This window comes from Streptomyces sp. PKU-EA00015 (genome assembly GCF_013387495.1).
Taxonomy (GTDB): Bacteria; Actinomycetota; Actinomycetes; order Streptomycetales; family Streptomycetaceae; genus Streptomyces.
Map to the genome: position 1 here is coordinate 1 of NZ_JABZEE010000041.1, position 24951 is coordinate 24951.

Genomic DNA, 24951 nt, shown 5'->3' on the forward strand with positions numbered 1-24951 from the left:
ACCAGGCCGGGGTGGCGAGGACGACGGCGTCGGCGGTCAGCGGCTCGCGGTCGGTGCGGATCCGCCAGCCGGAGCCGGTGCGGGTCAGCCCGAGAACGGCGGTGGAGGTGCGGATGTCGCCGCCGCCCTCGCGTACGGACGCGGCGACGGCGGCGGGCAGCGTACCCATCCCGCCGTCGAGGCCCATGAAGACGGGCCCGGCGCCCTGCTGCGCGGCTCCCTTGGCCTGGACCTCGCGTACGCCGTCGAGCAGAGTGGCGTGGCGGCGCAGGGCGTCGAAGAGGCCGGGGACCGCGGCGCGCATCGAGATGCGGTAGGCGTCGCCCGCGTACACCCCGCCGAGCAGCGGTTCGACGAGCCGGTCGACGACCTCGCGGCCGATGCGCTCGGCCACGTACGCGCCGACGGCGACGTCGTCACCGACCTCGACGGGCGGCAGGTCCTTCTCGCGCCCGATGCGGTCGATCCCCTCGGGCGAGATCAGGCCGGCCAGGGCCTCCTGGGTGCCGGGCACGCCCATGACGTGGCCCTTGGGCATGGGACGCAGGGAGCCGCGGGTCCAGACCGCGGAGGTCGCGACGGCGGGCGGCTGGAGCCGGTCACCGAGACCGACCGCACGGGCCAGATCGGTGCCCTCGCTGCGGCGCGCGAGCATCGATTCGGCGCCGAGGTCCACCGGGACGCCCGCGATCTCGCCGCCCTCGAGCTTGCCGCCGAGGCGGTCGGTGGCCTCGACGAGGGTGACGCGCACGCCGGCGGTGACCAGGCGGTGGGCGGCGGCCAGACCGGCGATGCCGCCCCCGATGACGACGACATGACGCGCCGCTGTGTCCACGTTCATGAGGCAACTCTCTCAAACGCCCGAACGGCCCCCGTAACGAGTCCTGACCGTGACCGGTTCGGGACCGGATTCGGGCAACCCGTCACCAGGGGTGAGCCGTCGAACCGGCAACTGCTCACCATTCCAGCCCAGGGGGGTCTCATGGGTGCACGACGAACGCTCGCGGTCCTGTTGCTCACCGCGTCGCTCGGCCTCGTCGGCTGCGGCGCGAACGATTCCGCGTCCGGCGACGCCAAGTCGGCCGCACACGACGGCGGCAGGGGGGCCGCCGGATCCGGCTACGCGGCGGACGAGTCCGCCGAGAAGCCCGCCGAGGGAGCGGACCGGGACGGGACGGCCAAGCCCTCGGCGCCGCCCGCGGCGCACATCATCCGCACCGCCGCGCTCGACGTGGAGGTGAAGGATGCGGTCAAGGCGCTCGCCAACGCGCGCGCGGTGGCGGAGCGGGTGGGCGGCCGGGTCGAGAACGAGACCACCGAACGCGTCGACGACACCCACGTGACCTCGCATGTCGTCCTGCGCGTACCGCAGGAGCAGTACGGGCCGGTCCTCACGGAGCTCGCGGGTGCCGGAAAACTGCTCTCCCGCAAGGCCGACGCGAAGGACGTCACCGACCAGGTGGTGGACGTGGAGAGCCGTATCGCGACCCAGCGGGCGAGTGTGGCGCGGGTCCGGGAGCTGATGGAGCGGGCGACGATTCTGTCCGACGTGGTCACGCTGGAGGGACAGCTGAGCAGCCGTCAGGCGGAGCTGGAGTCCCTGCTGGCGCGGCAGGCCTCGCTGAAGGACCGGACGACGCTGGCGACGATCACGCTGACGCTGACCGAGGCGGAGACGCCGGACGTGAAGGAGGACGACGACCCCGGTTTCCTGGACGCGCTCGGCGGCGGCTGGGACGCGCTGGTGGCGACGCTCCGGTGGATCACGGTGGCGATCGGTGCGGTGGCGCCGTTCGCCGCCCTGCTGGGCCTGCTGTACGCGGTGTGGCGGTGGCTGGTCCGGCCGCGGCTGCGGCCCCGTCCGGCGCCGGGTGCGGAGGTGACATCTCCTTCCGGGGCGCGGGACTGAACCGACCCTGCGCCGTAGCGTGTTCCTCATGACAACGGAGCGACTGGTGGTCGTGGGGGGCGATGCGGCGGGCATGTCCGCCGCATCGCAGGCACGCAGGATGAAGGGCCCGGACGAGCTGGAGATCGTGGCGTTCGAGCGCGGGCACTTCAGCTCGTTCTCGGCGTGCGGCATCCCTTACTGGGTGGGCGGGGACGTGTCCGAGCGGGACGAACTGATCGCCCGTTCGCCGCAGGAGCACCGCGCCCGCGGGATCGATCTGCGCATGCGCACCGAGGTGACGGAGATCGACACGGCGGGCGGCCGGGTGCGCGCCCGCGACCTGGAGACGGGCGAGGAGGCGTGGACGGGCTACGACAAGCTGGTCGTCGCCACCGGCGCCCGCCCGGTGCGCCCCCCGCTGCCCGGCATCGACGCGGCCGGCGTGCACGGGGTGCAGACGCTCGACGACGGCCAGGCGCTCCTGGACACGCTGACGCGTACGGAGGGCCGGCGCGCCGTGGTCGTGGGCGCCGGATACATCGGCGTGGAGATGGCGGAGGCGCTGCTCAAGCGTGGCTACGAGGTGGCCGTGGTGACGCGCGGCCGGCAGCCGATGGCCACGCTGGACCCCGACATGGGCGCCTTGGTGCACCGGGCGATGGACGGGCTGGGCATCACCACGGTGACCGGTTCGGCCGTCACCAAGATCCTCGCGGGTGAGGACGGCCGGGTCCGTGCGGTGGCGACCGACGACGCCGAGTACCCGGCGGACGTGGTGGTCCTGGGAATAGGAGTCGAGCCGGAGACGGCCCTGGCCGGTGCCGCGGGCCTGCCCCTCGGCCGGTACGGCGGCCTGCTCACGGACCTGTCGATGCGGGTGCGCGGTCACGAGAACATCTGGGCGGGCGGGGACTGCGTCGAGGTGCTGGACCTGGTCTCGGGCCGCGAACGCCATGTCGCGCTGGGCACCCACGCGAACAAGCACGGCCAGATCATCGGCGCGAACGCGGGCGGCGGCTACGGCACGTTCCCCGGCGTGGTGGGCACCGCGGTGAGCAAGGTCTGCGAGCTGGAGATCGCCCGCACGGGTCTGCGGGAGAAGGACGCGCGGGAGGTGGGTCTGCAGTACGTGACGTCGACGATCGAGTCGACGAGCCGCGCGGGCTACTACCCGGAGGCGGCGCCGATGACGGTCAAGATGCTCGCCGAACGCCGCACGGGGCGGCTGCTGGGCGTTCAGATCGTGGGCCGCGAGGGCGCGGCGAAGCGCGTGGACATCGCGGCGGTGGCGCTGACCGCGGGGATGACGGTGGAGCAGATGACGGCGCTGGACCTGGGGTACGCGCCGCCGTTCTCACCCGTGTGGGACCCGGTCCTGGTGGCCGCGCGCAAGGCGACGGCGGCGGTGCGGGCGGAAGGCCGGACGTAAGGCGGCGAGGACTCGCTGCCGGTGCTCGTCGCGGGGCCGGCCGGGCCCCGCGACGAGCGGTGTGTCCGGATGCGCTCAGCGCGCGGTCGTCTCGTGGACGTCGGCCACCAGACGCGTCAGCGCGTCGGGGTCCGTCGTGGGCAGCACCCCGTGCCCGAGGTTGAACACGTGCCCCTCCAGACCCGCGGCGGCCTCCAGGACCTCGCGGGTCTTGGTGCGCACCGCCTCCGGGGAGGAGAACAGCACGGCCGGGTCCAGGTTGCCCTGGAGCGCCTTGCCCGGACCCACCCTGCGGGCGGCCTCGTCGAGCGGGACGCGCCAGTCGACGCCGACCACGTCCGCGCCCGCCTCGCCCATCAGCCCCAGCAGCTCCCCGGTGCCCACACCGAAGTGGATGCGCGGGACGCCGTACGACGCGACCGACGCGAAGACCTTCGCCGACGCCGGCATCACCGAGCGCCGGTAGTCCGCGGGGGCCAGCGCGCCCACCCAGGAGTCGAAGAGCTGGACGGCGGACGCCCCGGCCTCGATCTGGACCTTCAGGAAGGCGGAGGTGATGTCCGCGAGCCGGTCCAGCAGGTCGGCCCACAGCTGCGGGTCGCCGTGCATCAGGGCCTTGGTGTGCTCGTGGTTGCGGGAGGGCCCGCCCTCCACCAGATAGCTCGCGAGGGTGAACGGCGCACCCGCGAAGCCGATCAGCGGGGTCTCGCCGAGCTCCTCGGTGAGCATCCCGATCGCCTCGGTGACGTAGGCGACGTCGTCGGGCGTCAGATCGCGCAGCCGTTCCAGATCGGCGCGCGTGCGGATCGGCTCGGCGACGACCGGGCCGACGCCCGGCTTGATGTCGAGGTCGACACCGACGGCCTTCAGCGGCACCACGATGTCGCTGAAGAAGATCGCCGCGTCCACCTTGTGCCGCCGCACCGGCTGCAGCGTGATCTCGGTGACGAGCTCGGGCCGCATGCACGACTCGAGCATCGGGATGCCCTCGCGCACCTTCAGGTACTCGGGAAGCGAGCGCCCGGCCTGCCGCATGAACCAGACCGGCGTGTGCGGCACGGGTTCGCGCCTGCACGCCTTCAGGAAAGCGGAGTCGTACGTCTTCGTCGGCTGGCCCTGGGACGGGGTGTCCCCGGCTCGGGCGGAGCCTCGAGTCAGGGGAAGGTCGTTGGCGCTCACGCCCAGAATCTTCGCACGTGAGGAAGAAGTGGCCGCCCCGGGCAGGGTGTCCCTCCCTGCGCGACGGCCTCGTTCCGCCTACTCTTCCCCGCATGGCTGCGGCTCAGGGACATTTTTCCGATCATTCCAACGGCGTCGATGCGCCGGAAAGCACGGAGCAGGGCGGGGGGCCGCGCGCATTCCGCCAGGCGGTCGAGGCCTTGCGGTCCGCCCGGCTGCGGGCGGAGATCGAGATCGATCCGACCCGGCCGCCGCAGAAGCTCGCCCCGCACGCCTACGCCCTGGAAGCCGCGGTCGTCGACGGCGAGGAGGATCTCGCGGACGGCCGGCTCGTCCTGCTCCACGATCCCGCGGGCCACGAGGCCTGGCACGGCACGTTCCGTCTGGTCACGCTGGTGCGGGCGGAGCTGGAACCGGAGATGGCCGCCGACCCTCTGCTGCCGGAGGTCTGCTGGTCCTGGCTGACGGGCGCGCTGGAGGCCCGCGGGCTGGCGTACGGGGAGCCGAGCGGCACCGTCACCCGCGCGGGGTCTCACTATTTCGGTGGACTCGCCGACCGCCGTCCCGCGACCCAGATCGAGATCCGTGCGTCGTGGACTCCGCAGGAGGGGGCGGGGGGCGTCCCGGACACCGCCACGCACCTCGCGGCCTGGTGCGATCTCCTCTGCCAGGTCGCCGGACTGCCCCCGTCGCCGGCCGGTGCCGCCGACGGCACGACGGGCGTGGTGAGCCTTCCGCAGCGGCGCGGACCGCAGCAGCCCTGAGGAGCGGAACGGCTCGTCCGCGGGACACTGACGCGGGCCGTGTGACGCCCTGCCCCGCTCGTACACGGGCAGGTGCACGTGCACGTGCTCGCTCGTAGGATGATCGATCGCCTGTCCGAATTGTCCTGATAATTACTCACCAAATCGTGATCATTCCCTAAAGGCGGACGGGTTTGATGCCGAAGAGGTCAATGACCTAACTGCACGGTTCGCCCCGGCTTCTTCCCCGAGCCGGCTCCGTCCCGCACCTTTCCAGGAGGCCTGGTGTCCGTTCTTCTCGAGCAGCCCGCAAGCCTGGTCGCCTACCGCCCCAACAAGCCGACGGCCATGGTCGTCGTGGCCGACCCGCGCGTCCGTTCCACCGTCACCCGCCACCTGTGGGCGCTCGGAGTCCGTGACGTGATCGAGGCGTCGTCCATCGCGGAGGCCCGTCCCCGCGTCGGCAACCCCCGCGACATCTGCGTGGCCGACGTTCACCTGCCCGACGGTTCCGGGCTGACCCTCTTGTCCGAGACGCGTGCCGCGGGCTGGCCGAACGGCCTCGCGCTGTCCGCCGCCGACGACATCGGCGCCGTGCGCAACGCCCTCGCCGGAGGCGTCAAGGGCTACGTCGTCACCGGTACGCGCACCAACATCGGACACCCTGCCCGACCCGGCGCCGCCCCCATCGGCTCCGCGGCCGGCCGCATGCACCGCCGCCCCCCGGGTGCCCCGAGCCACCCGGGCGGCTACCGCGAGCTGTCCGGCCGCGAGGTCGAGGTACTGCGCCTGGTGGCGGAGGGCCAGTCGAACAAGGCGATCGGCGTCTCGATGGGCCTGTCCGCACTGACCGTCAAGAGCCACCTCGCCCGTATCGCCCGCAAGCTGGGCACGGGCGACAGGGCCGGAATGGTGGCGGTGGCCCTGCGGACCGGCATCATCCACTGAAACTCTCGACGCATCTTCCGCGCCCGTCGACGGAACGTTCCGTCGGCGGGCGCGATCCGTTCACAGATACCCTTGACACGTGACCGACGCCCAAGAGACCGCAGCGCAGACATCACTGCGAACCACCGGGGGCGCTCCTCCGGACGACGGCGTACCCGCCGACGGGCTGCCGATCCCCCTGCTGGAGCCCCGTGACGGCATCCCGCCGGTGGTCGCCGACGAGGATGCGCTCGCCGAGGTGATCGCGGCCTTCGCCGCGGGCACCGGCCCCGTGGCCGTCGACGCGGAACGCGCCTCGGGCTACCGCTACGGCCAGCGTGCCTACCTCGTGCAGCTGCGCCGAGAAGGCGCGGGCACCGCGCTCGTCGACCCGGTGGGCTGCCCCGATCTGTCCGGGCTCGGCGAGGCCCTCGCCGACGCCGAATGGATCCTGCACGCCGCCACCCAGGACCTGCCCTGCCTGCGCGAAATAGGCATGGTGCCGACGCGGCTGTTCGACACCGAGCTGGCCGGCCGCCTCGCCGGTTTCCCGCGCGTCGGGCTCGGCGCGATGGTGGAGGGCGTCCTCGGCTACGCGCTGGAGAAGGGCCACTCCGCGGTCGACTGGTCCACCCGTCCGCTGCCCGAGCCGTGGCTGCGTTACGCCGCGCTCGACGTGGAGCTGCTCGTCGACCTGCGCGACGCGCTGGAGAAGGAGCTGGAGCGCCAGGGGAAGCTGGAGTGGGCGGTCCAGGAGTTCGCCGCGATCGCGGCGGCCCCGCCGGCGCCGCCGCGGAAGGACCCGTGGCGGCGGACGTCGGGCATGCACAAGGTGCGCCGACGCCGTCAGATGGCGGTCGTACGGGAACTGTGGACGGCCCGCGACAAGGTCGCGCAGCGGCGTGACGTGTCGCCCGGCAAGGTGCTCGGCGACGCGGCGATCGTGGAGGCGGCGCTCGCGCTGCCGGCCAACCTGCACGCCCTGACGGCGCTGCCAGGTTTCGGGCACCGGATGGGACGGCGTCAGCTGGAGCAGTGGCAGGCGGCCGTCGACCGGGCGAAGGCTCTGCCCGACTCCGAGCTCCCGCAGCCCGGTCTGCCGGTGGCGGGCCCGCCGCCGCCCCGCGCCTGGGCCGACAAGGACCCCGCGGCGGCGGCCCGCCTGTCGGCCGCCCGCGCGGCGGTGTCGGCGCTGGCCGAGGAACTGAACGTGCCCCAGGAGAACCTGATCACCCCGGACACGGTGCGCAGGGTCTGCTGGGAACCGCCGTCGCCGGTCACGCCGGACTCGGTCGCGGAGATGCTGGGCTCGCTGGGCGCGAGGCAGTGGCAGATCGAACTGGTGGCCCCCCTCCTGTCGGCTGCGCTGATCGCGGGCCCGGCGTAGCGCCCCGCCTGTCCCGGGTTCCCCGGGACAGGCGGGGCGCACGCGGCCTCGGCCGGGCCGGGTGTCGGATGCTCCCGCCGGGCCGGGAAACGGTGCCCGCCCGGCGCTGCGGCGCCACGGCGTGCCCGCTCGCCGCGCCGAGCCCTGTGCCCACCAGGGCCACGGTGTTCTTCCACGCCCACAGCGATCCGGCCCCCTGCGCCCATCCGGCGGTGAGTCGCCACCCCGACGGGCGGCTCGGCCGGAGCGCCGTCGGCGCAGTGAGCACGGCGTCGGCCGCCCGAGCGGCCTTGGCAGAGCGGCCCCCGTAACGGGCGACATCTCCTCTGTCGCTCCGCGGCCGCCCCTCCGGGCGCGGCCCCCGCCCCGCCGGGGCGCACCCCCCTCACGCCGCATCCCGAAAGCCGCGATCCCCGCCGGGGCGAGCCCGCAGACCACCACCCTGACGTGTGACCTTCACCGCCCCGCCCCCAGGGGACTGGGCAGCATGGTTACCCACAAGTAGCATGGGAGAAGCAAGCGCACGCTCAGGTGTGCGCGCCGCAGCAGTGCAACCCCGCACCCTGGAGGAGAGCCATCGTGCCTCGTACCGTCAGGGACGTCGTCTTCGTCGACGGCGTCCGCACCCCGTTCGGCAAGGCGGGCCCGAAGGGCATCTACCACGAGACCCGCGCCGACGATCTCGTCGTGAAGGCCATCCGGGAGCTGCTGCGGCGCAACCCGGCCCTCGACCCGAAGAAGATCGACGAAGTCGCCATCGCGGCGACCACGCAGATCGGTGACCAGGGCCTGACCCTCGGCCGTACCGCGGGCATCCTCGCCGGGCTGCCGCAGTCCGTGCCTGGCTACTCCATCGACCGCATGTGCGCCGGTGCGCTCACCGCCGTGACCAGCGTCGCCGGCTCCATCGCCTTCGGTGCGTACGACGCCGTCATCGCCGGCGGTGTCGAGCACATGGGGCGTCACCCCATGGGCGAGGGCGTCGACCCGAACCCGCGCTTCGTCAGCGAGAAGCTCGTCGACGAGTCGGCCCTCTTCATGGGCATGACCGCGGAGAACCTGCACGACCGCTACCCGCACATCACCAAGCAGCGCGCCGACGAGTACGCCGTGCGTTCGCAGGAGAAGGCCGCCAAGGCGTACGCCGACGGCAAGATCCAGCAGGACCTCGTGCCGGTCTCGGTCCGCCGCACCAACCCCGAGGCCGGCGAGACCGGCTGGGGCCTGGTCACCGCCGACGAGCCGATGCGCCCGGGGACGACCCTGGAGAGCCTGGCCGGTCTGAAGACGCCGTTCCGCGTCCACGGCCGCGTCACCGCCGGCAACGCCGCGGGCCTCAACGACGGCGCCACCGCGTCGATCATCGCCTCCGAGGACTTCGCCCGCGAGAACAACCTCCCGGTCAAGATGCGCCTCGTCTCGTACGCCTTCGCCGGCGTCGAGCCGGAGGTCATGGGCTACGGTCCGATCCCGGCGACCGAGAAGGCCCTCGCCAAGGCGGGCCTCGCGATCGAGGACATCAACCTCTTCGAGATCAACGAGGCGTTCGCCGTCCAGGTCCTGGCCTTCCTGGACCACTACGCCATCGCCGACGACGACGCGCGCGTCAACCAGTACGGCGGCGCCATCGCCTTCGGCCACCCGCTGGCCTCCTCCGGCGTGCGTCTGATGACGCAGCTGGCCCGCCAGTTCGAGGAGCAGCCGGAAGTCCGCTACGGCCTGACCACCATGTGCGTCGGCTTCGGCATGGGCGCCACGGTCATCTGGGAGAACCCGCACCACAAGGACGCCGGAGGCAACAAGTGAGCACCACCACTGAGCTCCTGAAGGGCGCGGCCGAGCTGTTCCCGGACGAGGTCGTCACGCAGGCGCACGTGCGCCACCTCGACCTCCCCGCGGGCGCCGGGCGCTTCGCGCTCATCACGCTGGACAACGGCCTGGACCACACCAAGCCGACCACCTTCGGACCGCAGTCGCTCGCCAACCTCAACGCGGCGATCGACCAGGTCGAGAAGGAGGCCGCCGAGGGCGCGATCGTCGGTGCCGGTGTCACCGGCAAGCCGTTCATCTTCGCCGTCGGCGCCGACCTCAAGGGTGTCGAGCTGCTCAAGCAGCACTCGGACGCGCTCGCCATCGGCAAGGGCGGCCACGACGTCTTCAAGCGCCTCGCGGGCCTCGCCGTGCCGACCTTCGCGTACTACAACGGCGCGGCCATGGGCGGCGGCGTCGAGGTCGGCCTGCACTGCACGTACCGCACCGTCTCCAAGGCGATCCCGGCGTTCTCGCTGCCCGAGGTCTTCCTCGGTCTCGTCCCGGGCTGGGGCGGCTGCACGATCCTGCCGAACCTGATCGGCGCGGACCGCGCGGTCTCGGTCATCATCGAGAACTCGCTCAACCAGAACAAGCAGCTCAAGGGCGCGCAGGTCTTCGAGCTCGGCATCGCCGACGCGATCTTCGAGGGCGCCGACTTCCTGGAGCAGTCCCTGGTGTGGACCGCCAAGGTCCTCACCGGTCAGATCGCGGTCGAGCGTGCCGACGTCGACCGCGGCGAGGGCTGGGACCAGGCCGTCGCCCGTGGCCGCTTCGTCGCGGACTCCAAGGTGCACGGCGCCGCGCCCGCCGCCTACCGCGCCCTCGACATCATCGAGGCCGCCAAGGACGGCGACCTGCAGAAGGGCTTCGACGCCGAGGACACCGCGCTCGCCGACCTGATCATGGGCGGCGAACTGCGCTCCGGCATCTACGCCTTCAACCTGGTCCAGAAGCGCGGCAAGCGCCCGGCCGGCGCCCCCGACAAGAGCCTGGCCCGCCCGGTCTCCAAGGTCGGCGTCGTCGGCGCCGGTCTGATGGCCTCCCAGCTCGCGCTGCTGTTCCTGCGCCGCCTGGAGGTGCCGGTCGTGCTGACCGACATCGACCAGGAGCGCGTCGACAAGGGTGTGGGCTACGTCCACGCCGAGATCGAGAAGCTGCTCGGCAAGGGCCGCATCAACCAGGACAAGGCCAACCGCCTCAAGGCCCTGGTGACCGGTGTGCTCGACAAGGCCGAGGGCTTCGCGGACGCGGACTTCGTCATCGAGGCCGTGTTCGAGGAGATGTCCGTCAAGCAGAAGGTATTCGCGGAGGTCGAGGCGGTCGCCCCGGCGCACGCGATCCTCGCCACCAACACCTCCTCGCTGTCGGTCAGCGAGATGGCCTCCAAGCTCAAGCACCCGGAGCGCGTGGTCGGCTTCCACTTCTTCAACCCGGTCGCGGTCCTGCCGCTGCTGGAGATCGTCCGCGGCGAGAAGACGGACGACGCGTCGCTCGCCACCGCGTTCGGTGTCGCGAAGAAGCTGAAGAAGACCGCGGTCCTCACCAAGGACGCCCCGGCGTTCGTCGTGAACCGCATCCTGACCCGCTTCATGGGCGAGATCCAGAACGTCATCGACGAGGGCACCCCGGTCGCCGTCGCCGAGAAGGCCGTCGAGCCGCTCGGTCTGCCGATGTCGCCGCTGGTCCTGCTGGAGCTCGTCGGCCCGGCCATCGGTCTGCACGTCTCCGAGACCCTCAACCGGTCCTTCCCGGACCGCTTCAAGGTCTCCCCCAACCTGAAGGCGGTCGTCGAGGCCGGCAAGCGCGGCTTCTACGTCTACGACTCCGGCAAGCCGGAGCTGGACCCGGAGGTCGCCGCGCTCCTGAAGCAGGGCGACACCGTCCTGACGGAGGAGCAGGTGCGTGCCCGCGTCCTGGACGCGGTGGCGCAGGAGATCGGCCTGATGCTGGACGAGGGTGTCGTGGCCGAGGCGCAGGACATCGACCTGTGCCTGATCACGGGCGCCGGCTGGCCCTTCCACCTGGGCGGCATCACGCCGTACCTGGACCGTGAGGGCGTCTCCGAGCGCGTGAACGGCAAGCGGTTCCTGGCGCAGGGCGTCGCCAGCGTCCCCGCGTAAGGCGTCATCGTCAGACGAACGGGCCGTACGGACGTATCCGTACGGCCCGTTCGCGTGTCCGCGGGCCGTCACACGATGCGGACCGGTCCCAGGGGGCTGCCGGTCTCCGGCACGAGCTGGCGGTGGACGTGGAGTCTGCCGTCCGTTCCGACGGCGGTGATCACGAGGGCGCCGGCCGCGTCGAGCGCCATGGCCGGGGCGTGCGTGAGCATGTCGCCGCGTTCGCGCCAGTGCGCTCCGGCGGCGTCCTTGTCGCGGACCGGCAGGGAGACGACGAGCCGGCCGCGGGATCCGCGGTGCGCCAGGTACGCCTCGCGGGCGCCGCGTTCGGGCGCCCACAGGGCGGCGACCGCGCCGGTGCCGGCGTGTCCGCCGACACCCGCTCCGGCCCCGGGCCAGCGCCCGTTCTCGTGCTGGCGGTAGGCCATCACCTGGCCGGTGGCGGCCTCGCGGAAGTAGAGACAGGTCCGGTTGCCGCCGGAGTTGACGGCGGTGATCCCGCCCGTGGCGACCTTGCCCGTGGTCAGGGTGTCGTCGCGGACGAAGGGCGCGCCCATGTCGGCCTGGTGGTAGCGGTGCACGGAGCCCTTCCCGGGGACGTAGAGCTCGACGGCCCCCAGGTCGTTGCGTATCGCCGTGCCGGCGTCCTGGACGAAGGAGCCGCCGAGGTCCTCCCACGGCCCCCAGCCGCCGTGATCGTCCTGGCGACGCATGCTGATGCCCTGGCTGAAGTTGCGGACGAAGACGTGGAGCCGGCCGGCGCCGTCCACCGCGGCCGACGGCACACCCGTCTCGCGCTGGACCCGCGGGTCCGTGTGGTGCCAGTCCGGGTTCTCCAGGCTCTCCCAGTCGTAGAACCCGCCGCCCTTTGGGTCCTGCGTCGTGTGGACGAGATCGACGCTCACCTCGCCGCCGGGCATCTCCCGGCGGCGCAGGGCCACCAGGTGGGCAGGCCCGCCCGGTTCCCCGGCCACCGCCAGGGTGGGCGCGATCCATCCGTCCCCGAGCGTGAACGGGCCCTGCCATTCCCCCGTCGCCGCGCCGGTCTCCGTCCAGAACGCCAGCCGGCCCCCGAGGACGGCGAACGCGTTGAGCCGGCCGCCGGGTCCGAGCCGCAGCCAGTTCGTGGCGGGCGAGTAGCGGTAGGCGGCGCTGCGCATGTGGGTACTGCGGTAGGGGTTGGGGCCGAGCTGACGGTCCCCGCACGCGTCGCAGGTGCCCTGCGGGCACGCGGTGGTGGCGTCCAGTCCCGCGTAGGTCGCGAGGTAGGCGGCCTTCTCCTCGACGGCGCCCGCGTCCAGGTTGTAGCCCCAGAACCGGTTGGCGTACGCCCTGAAGTGCTCGACGACGGGCGGGGCGGGGGCCGTCTCCCGGTGGCGGGCGAGGGCCGCGAGCGCGAACCGCGCGGTGGCGGTGTGGTCGAGGTGGTCCGACATGACGAACCCCTGCTTGCCGCCGTCGTGTTCGGGGTCGGGGTCCATGGTGCGCACGGTGGTCGGCCCGATGTGTGCGAGCAGCGACACGAGTCCGCCGACGACCTGCTCGCGGGAGACGTGCTGCACCTCGGCGACGGTCGAGCCGCGGACCGGCAGGGTGGCCTGGGTGCGGATCTGCCCGGCCCACAGGTCGGTGATGCGGGTGCGGGTGCCCTGGGGAGTCGGTGCGCCCATGTGCAGCTGGCAGAAGAACATCTGCACGTTCTCCCGCGCCGCCAGAGTGAAGCGTTCGACGGCGAACCCGGGGACGAGCTCGACGGGCTCGCGGCGCCACGGGCTGGTCCGGTCGCCGGTGGCCATCCGGGCGTAGGCGGAGCGCAGTCCGCAGCCGCGGGCGGTGCTGTAGCCGGCGAAGTCGGGCTGGACGGAGCCGCGCTGGGGGTTGTCGGTGTCGACGTTGATCCCGTCGCCCTCGCCGGCGGTGAGCACCACGGTGGTGATGCGGTCGCCGTCCTGGAGGGCGCGCACCAGGTCGGGGTTCATGAAGTACAGGTCGTCGTCCTGGTGGGCGACGATGTGCAGGATCGAGCGCGGTTCTCGGTTCATCGGTCCACCACATTCATGGCCATGGCTCCAGAGGCTGAGCAGTACGGACGGACCCGTACGGGACGGGAGGGGTGCACGACGACGAAGCGCGACAGCTCGTCGGCCACCGGGACGGCGGGGTAGGCGTAGGCGCCCTTCACGTCGGGGAAGTCCTCGAAGAGGTGGCAGACGCGCACCCTGCGGCGGTCGGCGGGGCTGGGCTGCAGCCACCAGTCCCAGTCCTCCCAGCGCTCCAGCCGGTCGTCGACGACCTGGCGGAGCGGTACCTCCGCGTGGAAGGTGCGCTCGTCGGTGGCGTGGGCGGGTACGGAGATCTCGGCGCGGTGGTGGCCGCGGCGCACGAGCACGAAGCGGGCGCCCGGGAGGACGGCACGCTCGGCGCACAGGACGCCGCGGACGCTGATGGCGTCGTCCGTGACGTCGACGGCGGTGCACTCCACGTGCTGGGCCCGGTGGACGGTGCGCAGCATGAGCTTGCCGCCCTGCTGGGCGTACGGGAGGTTCCAGACGACCGGTGTGCCGGCGGGCGAGGCGAGGAGCCGGGCCCGGGCGGCCATGAGGGCCCGGGTGTCGCGTATCCCGGCCTTCATGTGGACGGCCTCGCCCTTGGCGGACACCATCATGACGCGCCAGCGGCCGTCGCCGAGTTCCTCGAGGGCGGAGGGGGTGAGCGCGGCCGTGTAGCGCGTGCCGCCGGACGGCAGGGGTCTGCGGGTGGTGCGCAACGGCATGTCGGGCAGGCGCCGGCCGCCGGTGGGGTTCTGGCGCAGCTGGAGGTTCCAGCGGTGCTTGCCGTCGTCGGGGCCGTCGGCGGTGAACCGCAGCCAGCCGGCGTCGTCGGCGACGGTGTGCACCACCGCGGTGCGCACGGTGGCGGGCGGGGCGTCGCTGCCCGGCCCCCGGCCCAGCGCCTTGGCCGACGGCCTGCGGTACTTGGGCGCAGCCGCGGCGCGGCGCTCGGCGGCCGACTCGAAGAGTTCGGTGTAGCGGTCGGCGACGACTCCGGGGTCGTAGCGGGCGGAGTTGCGCAGGGCGGCCGTGCCCATGGCGCGCCGCAGGGCGTCGTCGGCCATCAGCCGGTGCAGCGCGGCGGCGACGGCTTCGGTGTCGCCGTTGGGGACGAGGATGCCGTCCTCGCCGTCCCGCAGGATCTCCCGGGGGCCGACGGGGCAGTCCGTGGACACCACGGGCAGTCCGCAGCGCATGGCCTCGACGAGGGTCATGCCGAACGATTCGGCGCTGGAGGTCACTGCGGCGATGGAGCCCTTGGCCCACTCCGACTCGATCGGCGAGAAGCCGCCCATGAGCAACGCCCGGCCCGCCAGGCCGAGTTCGGTGACCAGGGCGCGCAGCTTGGCCGCCTCGTTGCCGTCGCCGTAGATGCGCAGCTGCCAGTCGGGGAAGTCGTCCGCGATCCGGGCGAAGGCGCGGATCAGCAGGTCGTACCGCTTGATGTGGTGCATGCGGCCGGCGCTGACGACGACCTTGCGGCTGCCGTCGGACGGCGTGACGACGGGCTGCGGCACGCTGTTGGGGATGCCGACGACGGGCACGCCCGCGATGGGGGTGTGCTCCATGAAGGAGCGGGCGTCGGCGTCGGTGACGGTGGTGACGGCGTCCAGGCGGGGGTAGACCCGGGCCATCTCCTCGCGCACGGCGGGCGGGATGGCGAGGTGGGTCATGTGTTCCTGCGCGACACGCAGGGCCCCGTCCCGGGTGAAGCGGGCGACGAAGAGGTTGAGGCTGGGCCGGGTGCCGACGACCACATCCGCGTCGGTCTTCTTCAGGTGGCCGATGACGCGTTCGTCGGAGAGCTTGCTGTACTGCGCGTAGAACTCCTCCTGGCGCGGGACGACGCCGGTCGGCTCGTCGAGGCCGGCCGCGCCCCGGTCGGCGCCGCTGCCCGCGCGCAGGTCGACCAGCGCCCGGACGGTGACCTGCGGGGAGATCTCGAACTTGGGGGCGGCCGCGCGGCGGAACACGGAGACGATCTCCACCTCGTGGCGGGCGGACAGTGCCTCGGCGAGGTTGATCACGGTCCGGTTGGTGCCGCCGATGCCGTAGATGTTGTTGATCAGGAAGGAGACCTTCATCGTTCCTGGGGCTCCTTCAGCTCGAAGGGACTGGGGATGGGGTAGTACGCCTGCAGGAAGCGGCTGAGCATGCGCGACTGCCGGTCGGTGTCCCGCCCGTCGGAGACGGTGTCGTTGATGCAGAAGGCCTGCCGGTCGCGGCGGGCCAGCAGGATGCCGAGGCGCCGCTCGATCTCGGGGCGGGCCAGGTCCAGGTACGCGAACTCGATGTCGGAGGGCACGGCCCGGCCGGTGAAGTACGCGTAGTAGTGGTACAGCGACGAGGGGATGGAGATGTCGGTGGCGCTGCGGAACCGGCTGAGCATGGTGGCCCGGTGCTGTTCGGCGAACTCGCGCTCGATCTCGAAGAGCACGCTGCGGCGCAGCGGGTAGGGCGCGTGCCGCATCTTCTGCACGATCGTCGAGCCGAAGCTCGCCTCCAGGATCCTGCGGTTGTTCTTTCCGGCCGCGTCCACCGGCCGGTCGCCGAGGGAGAGTTCCCACTGCGGGACCTGGGAGGGCGACAGGAAGACCCGTGTCATGCCGTTGGACAGGAAGAAGTCCTGGGGCGTGACGGGCCTGCCGAGGAACATGTCGTCGTTGAAGTAGAGGAACTGCTCCGAGAGGCCGTCGATGTGGTGCAGACGGCTCTCGATGGCGTGCGAGTTGTAGGTGGGCAGCGCGTCGGCGTCGTCGAAGATCTCGGTGTGGTCGACGACCCGGATGCGCGGATGGCGAGGGTCGAGCCAGTGCGGCCGCTGCCGGTCGGTCACCAGGTAGATCCGGCGCACCCAGGGCGCGTGCTGTTCCAGTGCGCGCAGCGAGTAGCGCAGTTCGTCCCGGCTGATGTAGCGGGCGGCGTTGGCCGATTCGGCGTGGTAGCCGCCGTCGCCGTACCGGCTGCGCCGCTCCTGCCACGCCGGGTCGTTGCCGTCCACCCATGTGTAGACGACGTCCACGGGGAAGCGGACGTCCTCGGGCAGGGGGACGGAGCAGGGCACGATGGTGCGCACCGCGCGGGTCCGCCGGGTGTGCAGCGCCGCGAAGCCGGTGAGCCGGCTGACGGGGACGAGGACGTGGGGCGCGTCCGCGGCGACGTACTCGGTGGTCCGGTTGGGGCGCGGGGCGACGAGCCGGTCGTCCTCGGGCCGCCAGAACTCGATGTCGCAGCCGTACTCGAGCCCCAGGGACAGCGAGCCCCCCGGGTCGCGCCAGACCATGCCGACGCGTACGGCGGACGCCTCGGCGACCGTCGCCCGGCCGCGGCGCGAGCCGCCGAGGGCGGCGCGCCCGTGGGCGTCGGGGCCCTCGCACCGCGCCACGTACAGCGGGGTGGACCGGCCCGCCGCGGCGACGGCCTCGCCGACCCGCGCCCGGTCGGTCGCGGACACGGCGAGGCAGGTGCGGAACTCGGAGGTGCCGCGCACCGCGAAGTGGTCGACGCCCGCCGCTTCGAGGGCGGAGACGACCAGTTCGAGGTTGGCCTCCCGCAGCCCGAGCGGGGACGCGGTGGGGCGCACGAGCGCGATCTGCGAGCCGCGGTCGACGAGCGCGGCCAGCCGCTCCCCCTGGGCGAACAGGTGCGGCCAGCGGCGGCGGGCCCGGACGGCGCGCAGGGCGCGGGACAGGCCCATGCCGAGCTGGATGCGGCGCAGCAGCCGCTTGACGAAGGCGCGCAGGCCCGTGGGCACGCGGCGTGCGATCGTGCGGCGCAGGGACGCCGGCAGCAGGGCGCGGTAGGCGCCGACGGCCGAGGACGCCTCGGGGTTGAGCGCGGTCATCGGCTGCCGTCCTCGCCGGCGTCCGCGTCGGCCGGGTGCTCGAAGGGACTCTCGACCGGGAAGTAGCGCCGTAGGAACTCGACCACGGCGGCGGTGCCGCCGCGGCTGCGCGCCTCGGCCGTGGCGAGCCCGAACAGCTGGAACTGCTGGGCGTCCCTGCGCACCAGGAGCCGGTCGAGCCAGCGCTGCACGCCGGGCATGGCGGCGTGCAGGCCGAGGGTGGCCGCGCCGGACGGGTCGGCGTAGCCGGAGCAGTGGGCGGCGTGGTGGACGAGTCCGTCGAGCGGGTGGGTGCCGGTCAGCTGGGCTGCCGTCTGGGTGTCGACGAGGTACTCGGTCCAGTCGTAGCCGTCGGCGATCGCTCGCAGGACGGTGAGGTTGTACGGCTGGACGCCGCAGGCGAATCCATGGGCGACGGCCCGGGTGGTGAAGGCGTACGCGGTCCTGGTCCACGGCGCGGCGGCCTCCTCCGCCGTCCAGGGTCCGCGCCGCGGGCGCGTGCCGCCGAGGGGGGTGAAGAAGTCGAAGGGACGGACCGGCCGGGCGAGAACCGCGCCCGGGCGCAGCAGCAGGAAGTGCTCGGCGAGGCCGGGCAGTTCGTGCAGCTGTGCCTCCGCCTCCCGTCCCGCGCCGACGACGGTCAGCCAGTCCCCGGACCGCACCCACTGCGGCAGCGGGGCGAGCGCGACGAGATGGACGGCGTCGAGCCACGGGGCGTACTGGTGCAGCGAGCGCAGGGTGGCCCGCAGCAGCTCCTCGGCCCATGCCCCGGTGTGCTGCCAGAGGACGACGGCGTCGACGGGGAAGGTGACCTCCTCGACCCGCACGATGTCGAAGCCTTCGGGGACCCGGGTCGCCGCGCCCGCGGCGGCGAGGTCGGCGTATCCGGTCAGCCGGTGGTGGTCGATCCCGACGGTCGCGGTCCCGGCGGGGACCACGCGCTGGACGCGGTTGGGGCGCGGCCCGACGAGCCGCGGTGCGGCGAGATCGGTGTTGAGGGTCCAGAACTCGATCTCGACGCCCTGGTCCTCGCCGATCAGCAGGGACCTGGTCGGTTCGGTGCGCAGCCACATGACCCGGATGACGCGGGCCTTGGCGAAGTGCTTCCACGCCTTGACATGGCTGCCGGGGATCAGGATCCGTGCGTTGTCGGCCGGGGAGACCGAGCAGAGGTAGCCCGTCTGCTCCTCCAGCAGGGCCCGCAGCACGCGCCGTACGGCGGCCTTGTGCTCCTTCGGCACGGCGAGCGCCGTGCGCCGGTCGTCCAGCGGGGGCACCGAGAACCACGGAATGCCCGCGACGTCGAACGCGGTGGTGACCAGGTCGTGGTCGAGCCGGCGCGCGCGGTCCGCGGTGAGCTGGGCGTGGACGTGGGCGACGCGCCCGTCGTCCGTCAGGGTCCGCCCCTCGGGCCGGGAGGCGAACCGGGCGTCCCTGACCTGCTTGAGGCTGCGGCGGTGCAGCCGCGACTCGCGGCTCGCCAGGGTGCGGGCGAGGCGCGACTTGACCCTGCGGCGCACGCGCGGCGGTACGCGGGTGGCCGCGAGGGCCCGGATGGGCTGCGGGACGACCTTCTGGTAGACGCCCGCGGCGGAGCTCATCGACCCCGGTTCAGACATGGCATGGGCTCCTGTTCATCTCTCGTACGGGCTCGGGGTCGGGAAGTACGCGTTGAGGAATCCGTCGAGGACCTCCTGCTGCGCCTGAAGGTCCTCCGGTGTGGAGAAGGCGTCGTTGAGGCAGAAAGAGTCCTGGGTGCGGCCCTCCAGCAGCCGCTTGAGGCGGTCCTCGAGGTCCGGTACGGCCAGCTGGAGATAGGTGAAGGGCATCGAGCCCGGCTGGGCGCGTCCGGTGAGCGCCGCGTAGTAGAGGGCGAAGGAGGAGGTGGGCGACAGGTCCGTCATGGCCCGGAAGCGGCTGGCGGAGGTGCGGGCCCAGGCTTCGGGGAAGTCGGCCTCCGCCTCGTACATGGCGCTGCGGCGCAGGGCGTAGGGGATGTGCTCCATGGGCTGGGTGATCACGCGGCCGAAACGGCTCAGCAGCAGCGCCCGGTTGTTCTTGCACGCGGCGTCGACAGGGGTGTCGGTCGCCACGACGGGGCCCTGCGGGATGCGGTTGCGGGAGGGGAAGTAGCGGGCGGTGCCGGTGGGCGTGAAGAACGCGTGCGGCGCGACGGGCCGGCCGATGAACATGTCGTCGTTGAAGTACAGGAAGTGTTCGGCGAGCCCGTCGATGTGGTGCAGCTGGCTCTCGATGGAGTGCGAGTTGAACGTCGGCAGGTCGGCCGGGTTGCGGAAGATCTCGCGGTGGCTGACGACGCGGATGCCGGGCACGTCCTCGCGCAGCCAGGCCGGGACCTGGTCGTCGGTGACGACGTACACCGTGCGGATCCAGGGCGCGAAGAGGTGCAGCGACCGGATCGAGTACCGCAGTTCGTCGCGGCTGATGAAGCGCGCGTCGCTGGCCGATTCCGCGTGGTAGACCTCGCCCTTGGCGGTGGCCTTGCGCTGCTGCCAGGCCGGGTCCTGGCCGTCGACCCAGGTGTAGACGGCGTCGACGGGGAAGGAGATGTCCTCGACGGAGGGCACGAGGAACTCGGGCCGGGTCAGGAGGGCGGGCGCGTCCTCGGCGGGTGTGTGGTCGGACACGAAGCGGCTGAACAGCCTGCCGGCACCGCCGACGTCGGTGCCGTCGGCCGCGACCGACCAGGTGACCCGGTTGGCCCGGGGCGCGACGAGGCTGCCGCCCTGCCTGCCCCAGAACTCGATCGTGCCGCCGTACTCGTGGCCGAGGACCAGATGCCCGCCGGGGTCGGTCTGGAGCCAGCTCAGCCGGACGGCCACGGCGGTGCGGATGTCACGCCACGCCCGTGGGTCCTTGCTGGGGACGGCGCGGCCGGCCGCGGCGGGCTCCGGAGGGAACACGGTGATGTGGCCGGGGTACGCCGACATGTAGCGGAAGATCCCGCCCAGCACCCGGTCGCGGTCGTCCTCGGCGACGGCCACGACGGTGCCGTGGTCGGAGGTGCCGCGGACCGCGAAGTACGGGACGCCGACGTGTTCGAGCAGTTCCGCGACGGCCGCACGGTTCATCTCCCGGGCGGCGAGCGGACGCGCGGACGGGTACACGTACGCCTCGTCGTCGGCCTCGCCGACCCGCATCCTGGGCGGCGGCGGCAGGCGGTCGTGCCCGTCCGCGTCCGTGACCCGACCGCTCCCCGCCCCCGCGTGTGCCACATGCCCAGACATGGTCATGAGCCCCTCCGTGCAAAGGTGTCGTCGACTCGCGCCCGCCTCCGGACAGCCGGACGACGCCGCGAGTGAAGAAGAATGACGATCAATCGACAAATACGGGCCGCGTGCGTTCCGCTCCGCGGAACCCGCGCCCCTCGTCGGCGGCGGCCCCCTGCCGCCCCCGACGTGAACCCCTCCCCAGGGACCCCCCTCGTGTCAGACGGTCACCCACCCGCCGAGCAGCAGACCTGGCGCCGTGGTGTCCTGGCGCGCCACCCGCAGGCGGCCCTCCGGGTCCAGCGATGCGACGACCAGCCGGCCGTACGCGTCGACGGCTGCGGCCGGTTCGCGGACCCCCTGTCCGCCCGTCCGCTCCCACCACAGGTCCGAGGCTTCGTGTTCCGTCGGATACGCGGCGATCGCCGTCTCGCCCTCGGGGGCGCGCTGGAGCAGCACCGTGCAGTCGTATCCGTCGATCGCCGCCCGGGCGAGGGTGACGCCCGCTCCCCCGGCGCCCCCTATCCGTGTCGCGGCGCCGTCCGTGCGCAGCGCCCAGAGCGCGCCGTCACGGGCGTCCGAGCCGTACACCGTGATGCGGCCGCCGCCGGTCGGCTGGGCCGCGAGCGGCGAGCCGGGCACCGGGAGCAGCGGCAGTGGATGCGGGCTGCGGACCAGGCCGTCCCCGTCGGGGGCGCGGTGCCAGCGCAGCACTCCCTCGTCCGACGGGGCGAAGACCTCGGGTGCGCCCTGGTCGTCGAGCACGGCGGCGAGACCGTCGGTCACGCCCGAGCCCTGCCGGTCGGTCCAGCCGCCCCAGGATCCGTCCTTGGCCTGCGAGCGGGAGCTGACGCCCCGTCCGAAGTTGCGGGCGAAGAGGTGCGGGCAGCCGTCGGCGTCCACGACGACGGCGGGAACGCCCACTTCACGGCTCTTCACGGGGTGACTGCCGTTGGGATTGCCGAGGGACCGCCATGGGGCGGCGGGCCGGCCGCTCTGGTACTGCACCGCGTGCATGACCTCGACCAGGGCTCCCCCGGCCGGGTCCGGCGTCCGGCGCAGCGAGACGAGATGGACCCAGCCCTCGGGGCTCTGGGCCACGGCCAGGACCGGGAGGAGGGACGGCGTGTCGGGCGACCGCCACTCGGTCCAGCCGGGACCGCCCGGCATCTCCTCGGTCCAGCGCACGATGCCGCCGCCCACGGCGGCGTAGGCGGCGAGCCGCCCGTCGGCGCCGCGGGTGAGCCAGACACGGCGGCCCGGGTACCGGTTCACCACGGAGCCGGGGGCCCCGGGCTCGTCGCAGGGCGCGGCGGCACGGAAGCACTCGACGACGAGCCCGGCGGTCTCCGGCCTGTCGGCGCGCAGCCGTACGGCTTCGAGGACGGCCTCGGCGACGGCCGTGTGCTCGGGGTGATCGGCGTAGGTGGCGACCTCTGCGTCCCAGGCGATGTGTTCGGGGTCGGGGTCGGTGGTGCGGAGCACTGCCGCCGGGAAACGCTCCAGCAGCGCGGCGGCGAGGCGGGCCCGTTCCTGCTCGGCGCCGCGGGCGAGGCGACCGGCCGCGTCGACGAAGCAGACCTCGATGCGGGATGCCGGGGAGAGGGTGTGGATGTCCAGGGACGTGCCGTCCGGCAGCCGTTCTCCACGGCGGCTCCAGCCCGCGCCGACGCCAAGCGTGTCGAGGAGCGCGGCGCGGCCCGCGGCGTCACCGGCCGCGAGGCAGACCACGGTCAGCGGGCGGCCCGGCTCGTCGAGGGCGGGCCCGGCCTCGGCCCCGGTGAGGGACAGCACGTCGGCAGGGTGGGCGACGACGTGGAGGACACCGCCCCGCCTGCCGGCCCCTTGGGCGCTGTGCCCGGCGACGGTACGACGGGGTGCGGCCTTGCGCCGCCCCCGGCCCGCCGGTCGGCGCTCTTCCCTAGTGGCCCGCCCCACCTACCCGCTCCCTGACTCGCTATTCACAGGACCATCACATTACACACATCCGGACGTTCCTTTCCGTTGAGCAGGAAACTATTTCTGTGCGGTACCCGACACCCCGGCAAGGCCCGGAGGCCCGGAGGCCCGGAGGCCCGGAGGCCCGGAGGCCCGGAGGCTCAGAGCTCCTCGCGGACCCAGCTCCGCAGCCACGCCCGGAATCCGGGTCCGAGGTCCTCGTGCTCGCAGGCGAGCCGGACGATGGCCCGCAGGTAGTCCCCGCGGTCGCCGGTGTCGTACCGCCGGCCCGTGAAGAGCACCCCATGGACCGGACCGCCCACCTCCGGACGGACGGCCAGCTCCTGGAGCGCGTCGGTCAGCTGGATCTCGCCGCCGCGCCCCGGAGGCGTACGGCGCAGGACCTCGAAGACCGTGGGGTCGAGGACATAGCGCCCGATGACGGCGTAGCGGCTGGGCGCCTCGCCGGGCGCGGGCTTCTCCAACAGGCCCGTGACACGCACGACATCGCCGTCGGCCGTGGCCTCCACGGCCGCGCAGCCGTAGAGGTGGATCTGCTCGGGGGCGACCTCCATGAGCGCGACGACACTGCCGCCCAGCGCCTCGCGGACCTCGATCATCCGGGCGAGCAGCGGGTCGCGGGGGTCTATCAGATCGTCCCCGAGCAGCACCGCGAACGGCTCGTCGCCCACATGGGCGGCGGCCGAGAGGACCGCGTGCCCCAGCCCTCGCGGGTCGCCCTGGCGCACGTAGTGCACGGTGGCGAGGTCCGCCGACTCACGGACCATCGACAGCCGTTCACCGTCGCCCTTGCGGCGGAGCGCGTGCTCCAGCTCGTAGTTTCGGTCGAAGTGGTCCTCCAGCGCCCGCTTGTTGCGGCCCGTCACCAGCAGCACGTCACCGAGCCCGGCGGCCACGGCCTCCTCGACCACGTACTGGATGGCCGGCTTGTCGACGACGGGCAGCATCTCCTTGGGCGTCGCCTTGGTGGCGGGCAGGAACCTGGTGCCCAGGCCCGCGGCGGGGATGACGGCCTTGGCCACTCCGGGGCGTGCTTCAGTCACGAAAATGTCCTGCTCCATGTACGAGTTGTGCGGTGTGCGGCGACACCGTGGAGGCGATGTGTCCATCCGGTGAACGCAAAGAATGTAACCGGGACCACGACGAGTCGAAAATCTGTCTATAGTGCACGGTCAGCCACCTGTATTCCGTGGACCGGCACCCCCCACCCGAGTCCCCACCCCCGCCGCGGCGGGCTTTTGAGCAGAGGACTCGAGGAGCATGACCGACACCGTCACGACACCCGGTGCGCGCCGGAGCCGGCGCGCCGACGCAGGCGGGGACGGAGGGCGTCGGCGCCGCGCCGGACGCGGCCGGCGGCTGCGCAGAACGATCGGCCTGGTCCTGCTCGTTCTGCTGCTCGCGGCCGGCGGTACGGCCTGGTGGCTCTACAGCAGCCTCGACGCAAACATCAAGGCCGTCGACCTGAACCAGGCGATCGGTGACGACCGGCCGCAGAAACTCCCGACCACCGGTCGGAACCTGCTCGTTCTGGGTTCGGACTCGCGCGCCGGCAGCAACTCCGGCCTTGCGGGCGGCAATCCCGGCGGAGCCCGGTCCGACACGGCGCTCATGATCCACATACCGGAGGGCCGGTCCAGCGCCGTCGCGGTCAGCATCCCGCGGGACACGCTGGTCACCCGGCCCGAGTGCCTCGAGTCCGACGGCTCCACCCTGCCGTCCCGGCAGCGCGTGATGTTCAACTCGGTCTACTCACTGGCCGGTCCGGCCTGTGTCGTGAAGACCGTCGAGAAGATGTCCGGCGTGCGCATGGACCACTACCTGGAGATCGACTTCGCCGGGTTCAAGGACCTGGTCGACGCGATCGGCGGCGTCACCGTCGAGGTGGACGAGCCCATCCGCGACACGTCGAGCGGCCTCGACATCGGCGCCGGTTCGCACCGGCTGGACGGCACCGAGTCGCTGGCCTTCGTACGGACCCGGCACGGCGTCGGGGACGGCAGCGACCTCGGCCGCATCGGGCTGCAGCAGCAGTTCCTGGTCGCCCTGCTCAGCGAGGTCAAGAAGCAGGACCTGCTGGGCAGCCCGAGCAAGACGTACACGATCGCCGACGCCGCCACCAAGTCGCTGACGACCGACTCCGAGCTGGCCTCGCTCACCGCGCTGGCCGACTTCGCCCGCAGCATGAAGGGCGTCGACCCGGCCTCCATGGAGACGCTCATGCTGCCGGTGCGGTACGACACCCAGGACCCGAACCGCGTCGTCGCCGCGGAGCCCCAGGCCACCGAGCTGTGGAAGGCGATACGCAACGACACCGCGATCCCGGAGTCGGCCAAGAAGTCCCCCGCACAGGGTGGCTGATGCTCTCTGGGTCACGGC

At 72.7% G+C, this 24951-nt stretch carries 17 protein-coding genes; 8 read left to right on the forward strand and 9 right to left on the reverse strand.

The window, feature by feature from the left end; translation table 11 throughout:
* Positions 1-841, reverse strand: an 841-nt coding sequence (hemG, locus tag HW130_RS24275; RefSeq protein WP_177151811.1) for a protoporphyrinogen oxidase, incomplete at its 3' end; no start/stop codon positions are given.
* Between the two features lie 141 nt (positions 842-982).
* Here hemG and HW130_RS24280 point away from each other — a divergent pair.
* Together HW130_RS24280 and HW130_RS24285 are read left to right on the forward strand one after the other, a co-directional pair.
* Entirely contained in the window at positions 983-1909 is a 927-nt protein-coding gene (locus HW130_RS24280; RefSeq protein ID WP_177151812.1) for a DUF4349 domain-containing protein, read from the forward strand.
* Between the two features lie 28 nt (positions 1910-1937).
* Positions 1938-3320, forward strand: coding sequence for an FAD-dependent oxidoreductase (locus tag HW130_RS24285; protein ID WP_177151813.1), 1383 nt, complete (start codon positions 1938-1940; stop codon positions 3318-3320).
* Between the two features lie 75 nt (positions 3321-3395).
* Here the strand turns inward: HW130_RS24285 and hemE are convergent, their stop codons facing one another.
* On the reverse strand, positions 3396-4478 hold the full coding sequence (hemE, locus tag HW130_RS24290) for a uroporphyrinogen decarboxylase (RefSeq protein ID WP_177151839.1): 1083 nt from the start codon (positions 4476-4478) through the stop codon (positions 3396-3398).
* 113 nt (positions 4479-4591) lie between these two features.
* On the opposite strand from hemE, the gene HW130_RS24295 reads away from it, so the two are divergent.
* The 5 genes from HW130_RS24295 to HW130_RS24315 all read left to right on the forward strand — a co-directional run bounded on the left by HW130_RS24295 (position 4592) and on the right by HW130_RS24315 (position 11488).
* On the forward strand, positions 4592-5263 hold the full coding sequence (locus tag HW130_RS24295; RefSeq protein WP_177151814.1) for a DUF3000 domain-containing protein: 672 nt from the start codon (positions 4592-4594) through the stop codon (positions 5261-5263).
* A 264-nt stretch (positions 5264-5527) separates the two neighbouring features.
* Positions 5528-6190, forward strand: a complete 663-nt coding sequence (locus HW130_RS24300) for a response regulator transcription factor (protein WP_177151815.1) — start codon at positions 5528-5530, stop codon at positions 6188-6190.
* Between the two features lie 79 nt (positions 6191-6269).
* A complete protein-coding gene (locus tag HW130_RS24305; RefSeq protein WP_177151816.1) occupies positions 6270-7556 on the forward strand; it encodes a ribonuclease D in 1287 nt (428 codons plus the stop codon).
* Positions 7557-8135: 579 nt separating this feature from the next.
* The gene (locus HW130_RS24310; protein WP_177151817.1) at positions 8136-9362 is read left to right on the forward strand and encodes an acetyl-CoA C-acyltransferase; all 1227 of its coding nucleotides are present in this window, start codon (positions 8136-8138) and stop codon (positions 9360-9362) included.
* Positions 9359-11488 carry a 3-hydroxyacyl-CoA dehydrogenase NAD-binding domain-containing protein gene (locus tag HW130_RS24315; RefSeq protein ID WP_177151818.1) on the forward strand — a complete coding sequence of 710 codons (2130 nt, stop codon included), beginning with the start codon at positions 9359-9361 and terminating at the stop codon, positions 11486-11488. The genes HW130_RS24310 and HW130_RS24315 overlap by 4 nt, the downstream gene beginning before the upstream one ends.
* Before the next feature lie 68 nt (positions 11489-11556).
* Here the strand turns inward: HW130_RS24315 and HW130_RS24320 are convergent, their stop codons facing one another.
* The 7 genes from HW130_RS24320 to galU all read right to left on the reverse strand — a co-directional run bounded on the left by HW130_RS24320 (position 11557) and on the right by galU (position 23633).
* On the reverse strand, positions 11557-13530 hold the full coding sequence (locus HW130_RS24320) for a PIG-L family deacetylase (protein ID WP_177151819.1): 1974 nt from the start codon (positions 13528-13530) through the stop codon (positions 11557-11559).
* Positions 13527-15623: a glycosyltransferase family 4 protein gene (locus HW130_RS24325; protein WP_177151820.1), complete on the reverse strand. Its 2097-nt coding sequence runs from the start codon at positions 15621-15623 to the stop codon at positions 13527-13529. The genes HW130_RS24320 and HW130_RS24325 overlap by 4 nt, the downstream gene beginning before the upstream one ends.
* On the reverse strand, positions 15620-17383 hold the full coding sequence (locus tag HW130_RS24330) for a stealth family protein (RefSeq protein WP_177151821.1): 1764 nt from the start codon (positions 17381-17383) through the stop codon (positions 15620-15622). Before HW130_RS24330 ends, HW130_RS24325 begins: the two co-directional genes overlap by 4 nt.
* Positions 17380-19002, reverse strand: coding sequence for a sugar phosphotransferase (locus HW130_RS24335; RefSeq protein ID WP_177151822.1), 1623 nt, complete (start codon positions 19000-19002; stop codon positions 17380-17382). Before HW130_RS24335 ends, HW130_RS24330 begins: the two co-directional genes overlap by 4 nt.
* A gap of 15 nt (positions 19003-19017) precedes the next feature.
* Positions 19018-20637, reverse strand: a complete 1620-nt coding sequence (locus HW130_RS24340) for a stealth family protein (RefSeq protein ID WP_177151823.1) — start codon at positions 20635-20637, stop codon at positions 19018-19020.
* Positions 20638-20832: 195 nt separating this feature from the next.
* Positions 20833-22551: a PIG-L family deacetylase gene (locus HW130_RS24345; RefSeq protein ID WP_177151824.1), complete on the reverse strand. Its 1719-nt coding sequence runs from the start codon at positions 22549-22551 to the stop codon at positions 20833-20835.
* A 161-nt stretch (positions 22552-22712) separates the two neighbouring features.
* Positions 22713-23633 (reverse strand): UTP--glucose-1-phosphate uridylyltransferase GalU, encoded by a 921-nt coding sequence (gene galU / locus HW130_RS24350; RefSeq protein WP_218183930.1) that lies wholly within the window; start codon positions 23631-23633, stop codon positions 22713-22715.
* Positions 23634-23832: 199 nt separating this feature from the next.
* Between galU and HW130_RS24355 the strand changes: the two genes are divergently transcribed.
* A complete protein-coding gene (locus HW130_RS24355) occupies positions 23833-24933 on the forward strand; it encodes an LCP family protein (RefSeq protein WP_177151826.1) in 1101 nt (366 codons plus the stop codon).
* The last annotated feature ends 18 nt before the right edge of the window (positions 24934-24951 follow it).

Bases quoted from the DNA above. Each gene is read 5' to 3' on its own strand.
- HW130_RS24280 (WP_177151812.1), top strand. From the start codon at position 983: ATGGGTGCACGACGAACGCTCGCGGTCCTGTTGCTCACCGCGTCGCTC.
- HW130_RS24285 (WP_177151813.1), top strand. From the start codon at position 1,938: ATGACAACGGAGCGACTGGTGGTCGTGGGGGGCGATGCGGCGGGCATG.
- HW130_RS24295 (WP_177151814.1), top strand. From the start codon at position 4,592: ATGGCTGCGGCTCAGGGACATTTTTCCGATCATTCCAACGGCGTCGAT.
- HW130_RS24320 (WP_177151819.1), bottom strand. From the start codon at position 13,530: ATGAACCGAGAACCGCGCTCGATCCTGCACATCGTCGCCCACCAGGAC.
- HW130_RS24325 (WP_177151820.1), bottom strand. From the start codon at position 15,623: ATGAAGGTCTCCTTCCTGATCAACAACATCTACGGCATCGGCGGCACC.
- HW130_RS24330 (WP_177151821.1), bottom strand. From the start codon at position 17,383: ATGACCGCGCTCAACCCCGAGGCGTCCTCGGCCGTCGGCGCCTACCGC.
- HW130_RS24335 (WP_177151822.1), bottom strand. From the start codon at position 19,002: ATGTCTGAACCGGGGTCGATGAGCTCCGCCGCGGGCGTCTACCAGAAG.
- HW130_RS24340 (WP_177151823.1), bottom strand. From the start codon at position 20,637: ATGACCATGTCTGGGCATGTGGCACACGCGGGGGCGGGGAGCGGTCGG.
- galU (WP_218183930.1), bottom strand. From the start codon at position 23,633: ATGGAGCAGGACATTTTCGTGACTGAAGCACGCCCCGGAGTGGCCAAG.
- HW130_RS24355 (WP_177151826.1), top strand. From the start codon at position 23,833: ATGACCGACACCGTCACGACACCCGGTGCGCGCCGGAGCCGGCGCGCC.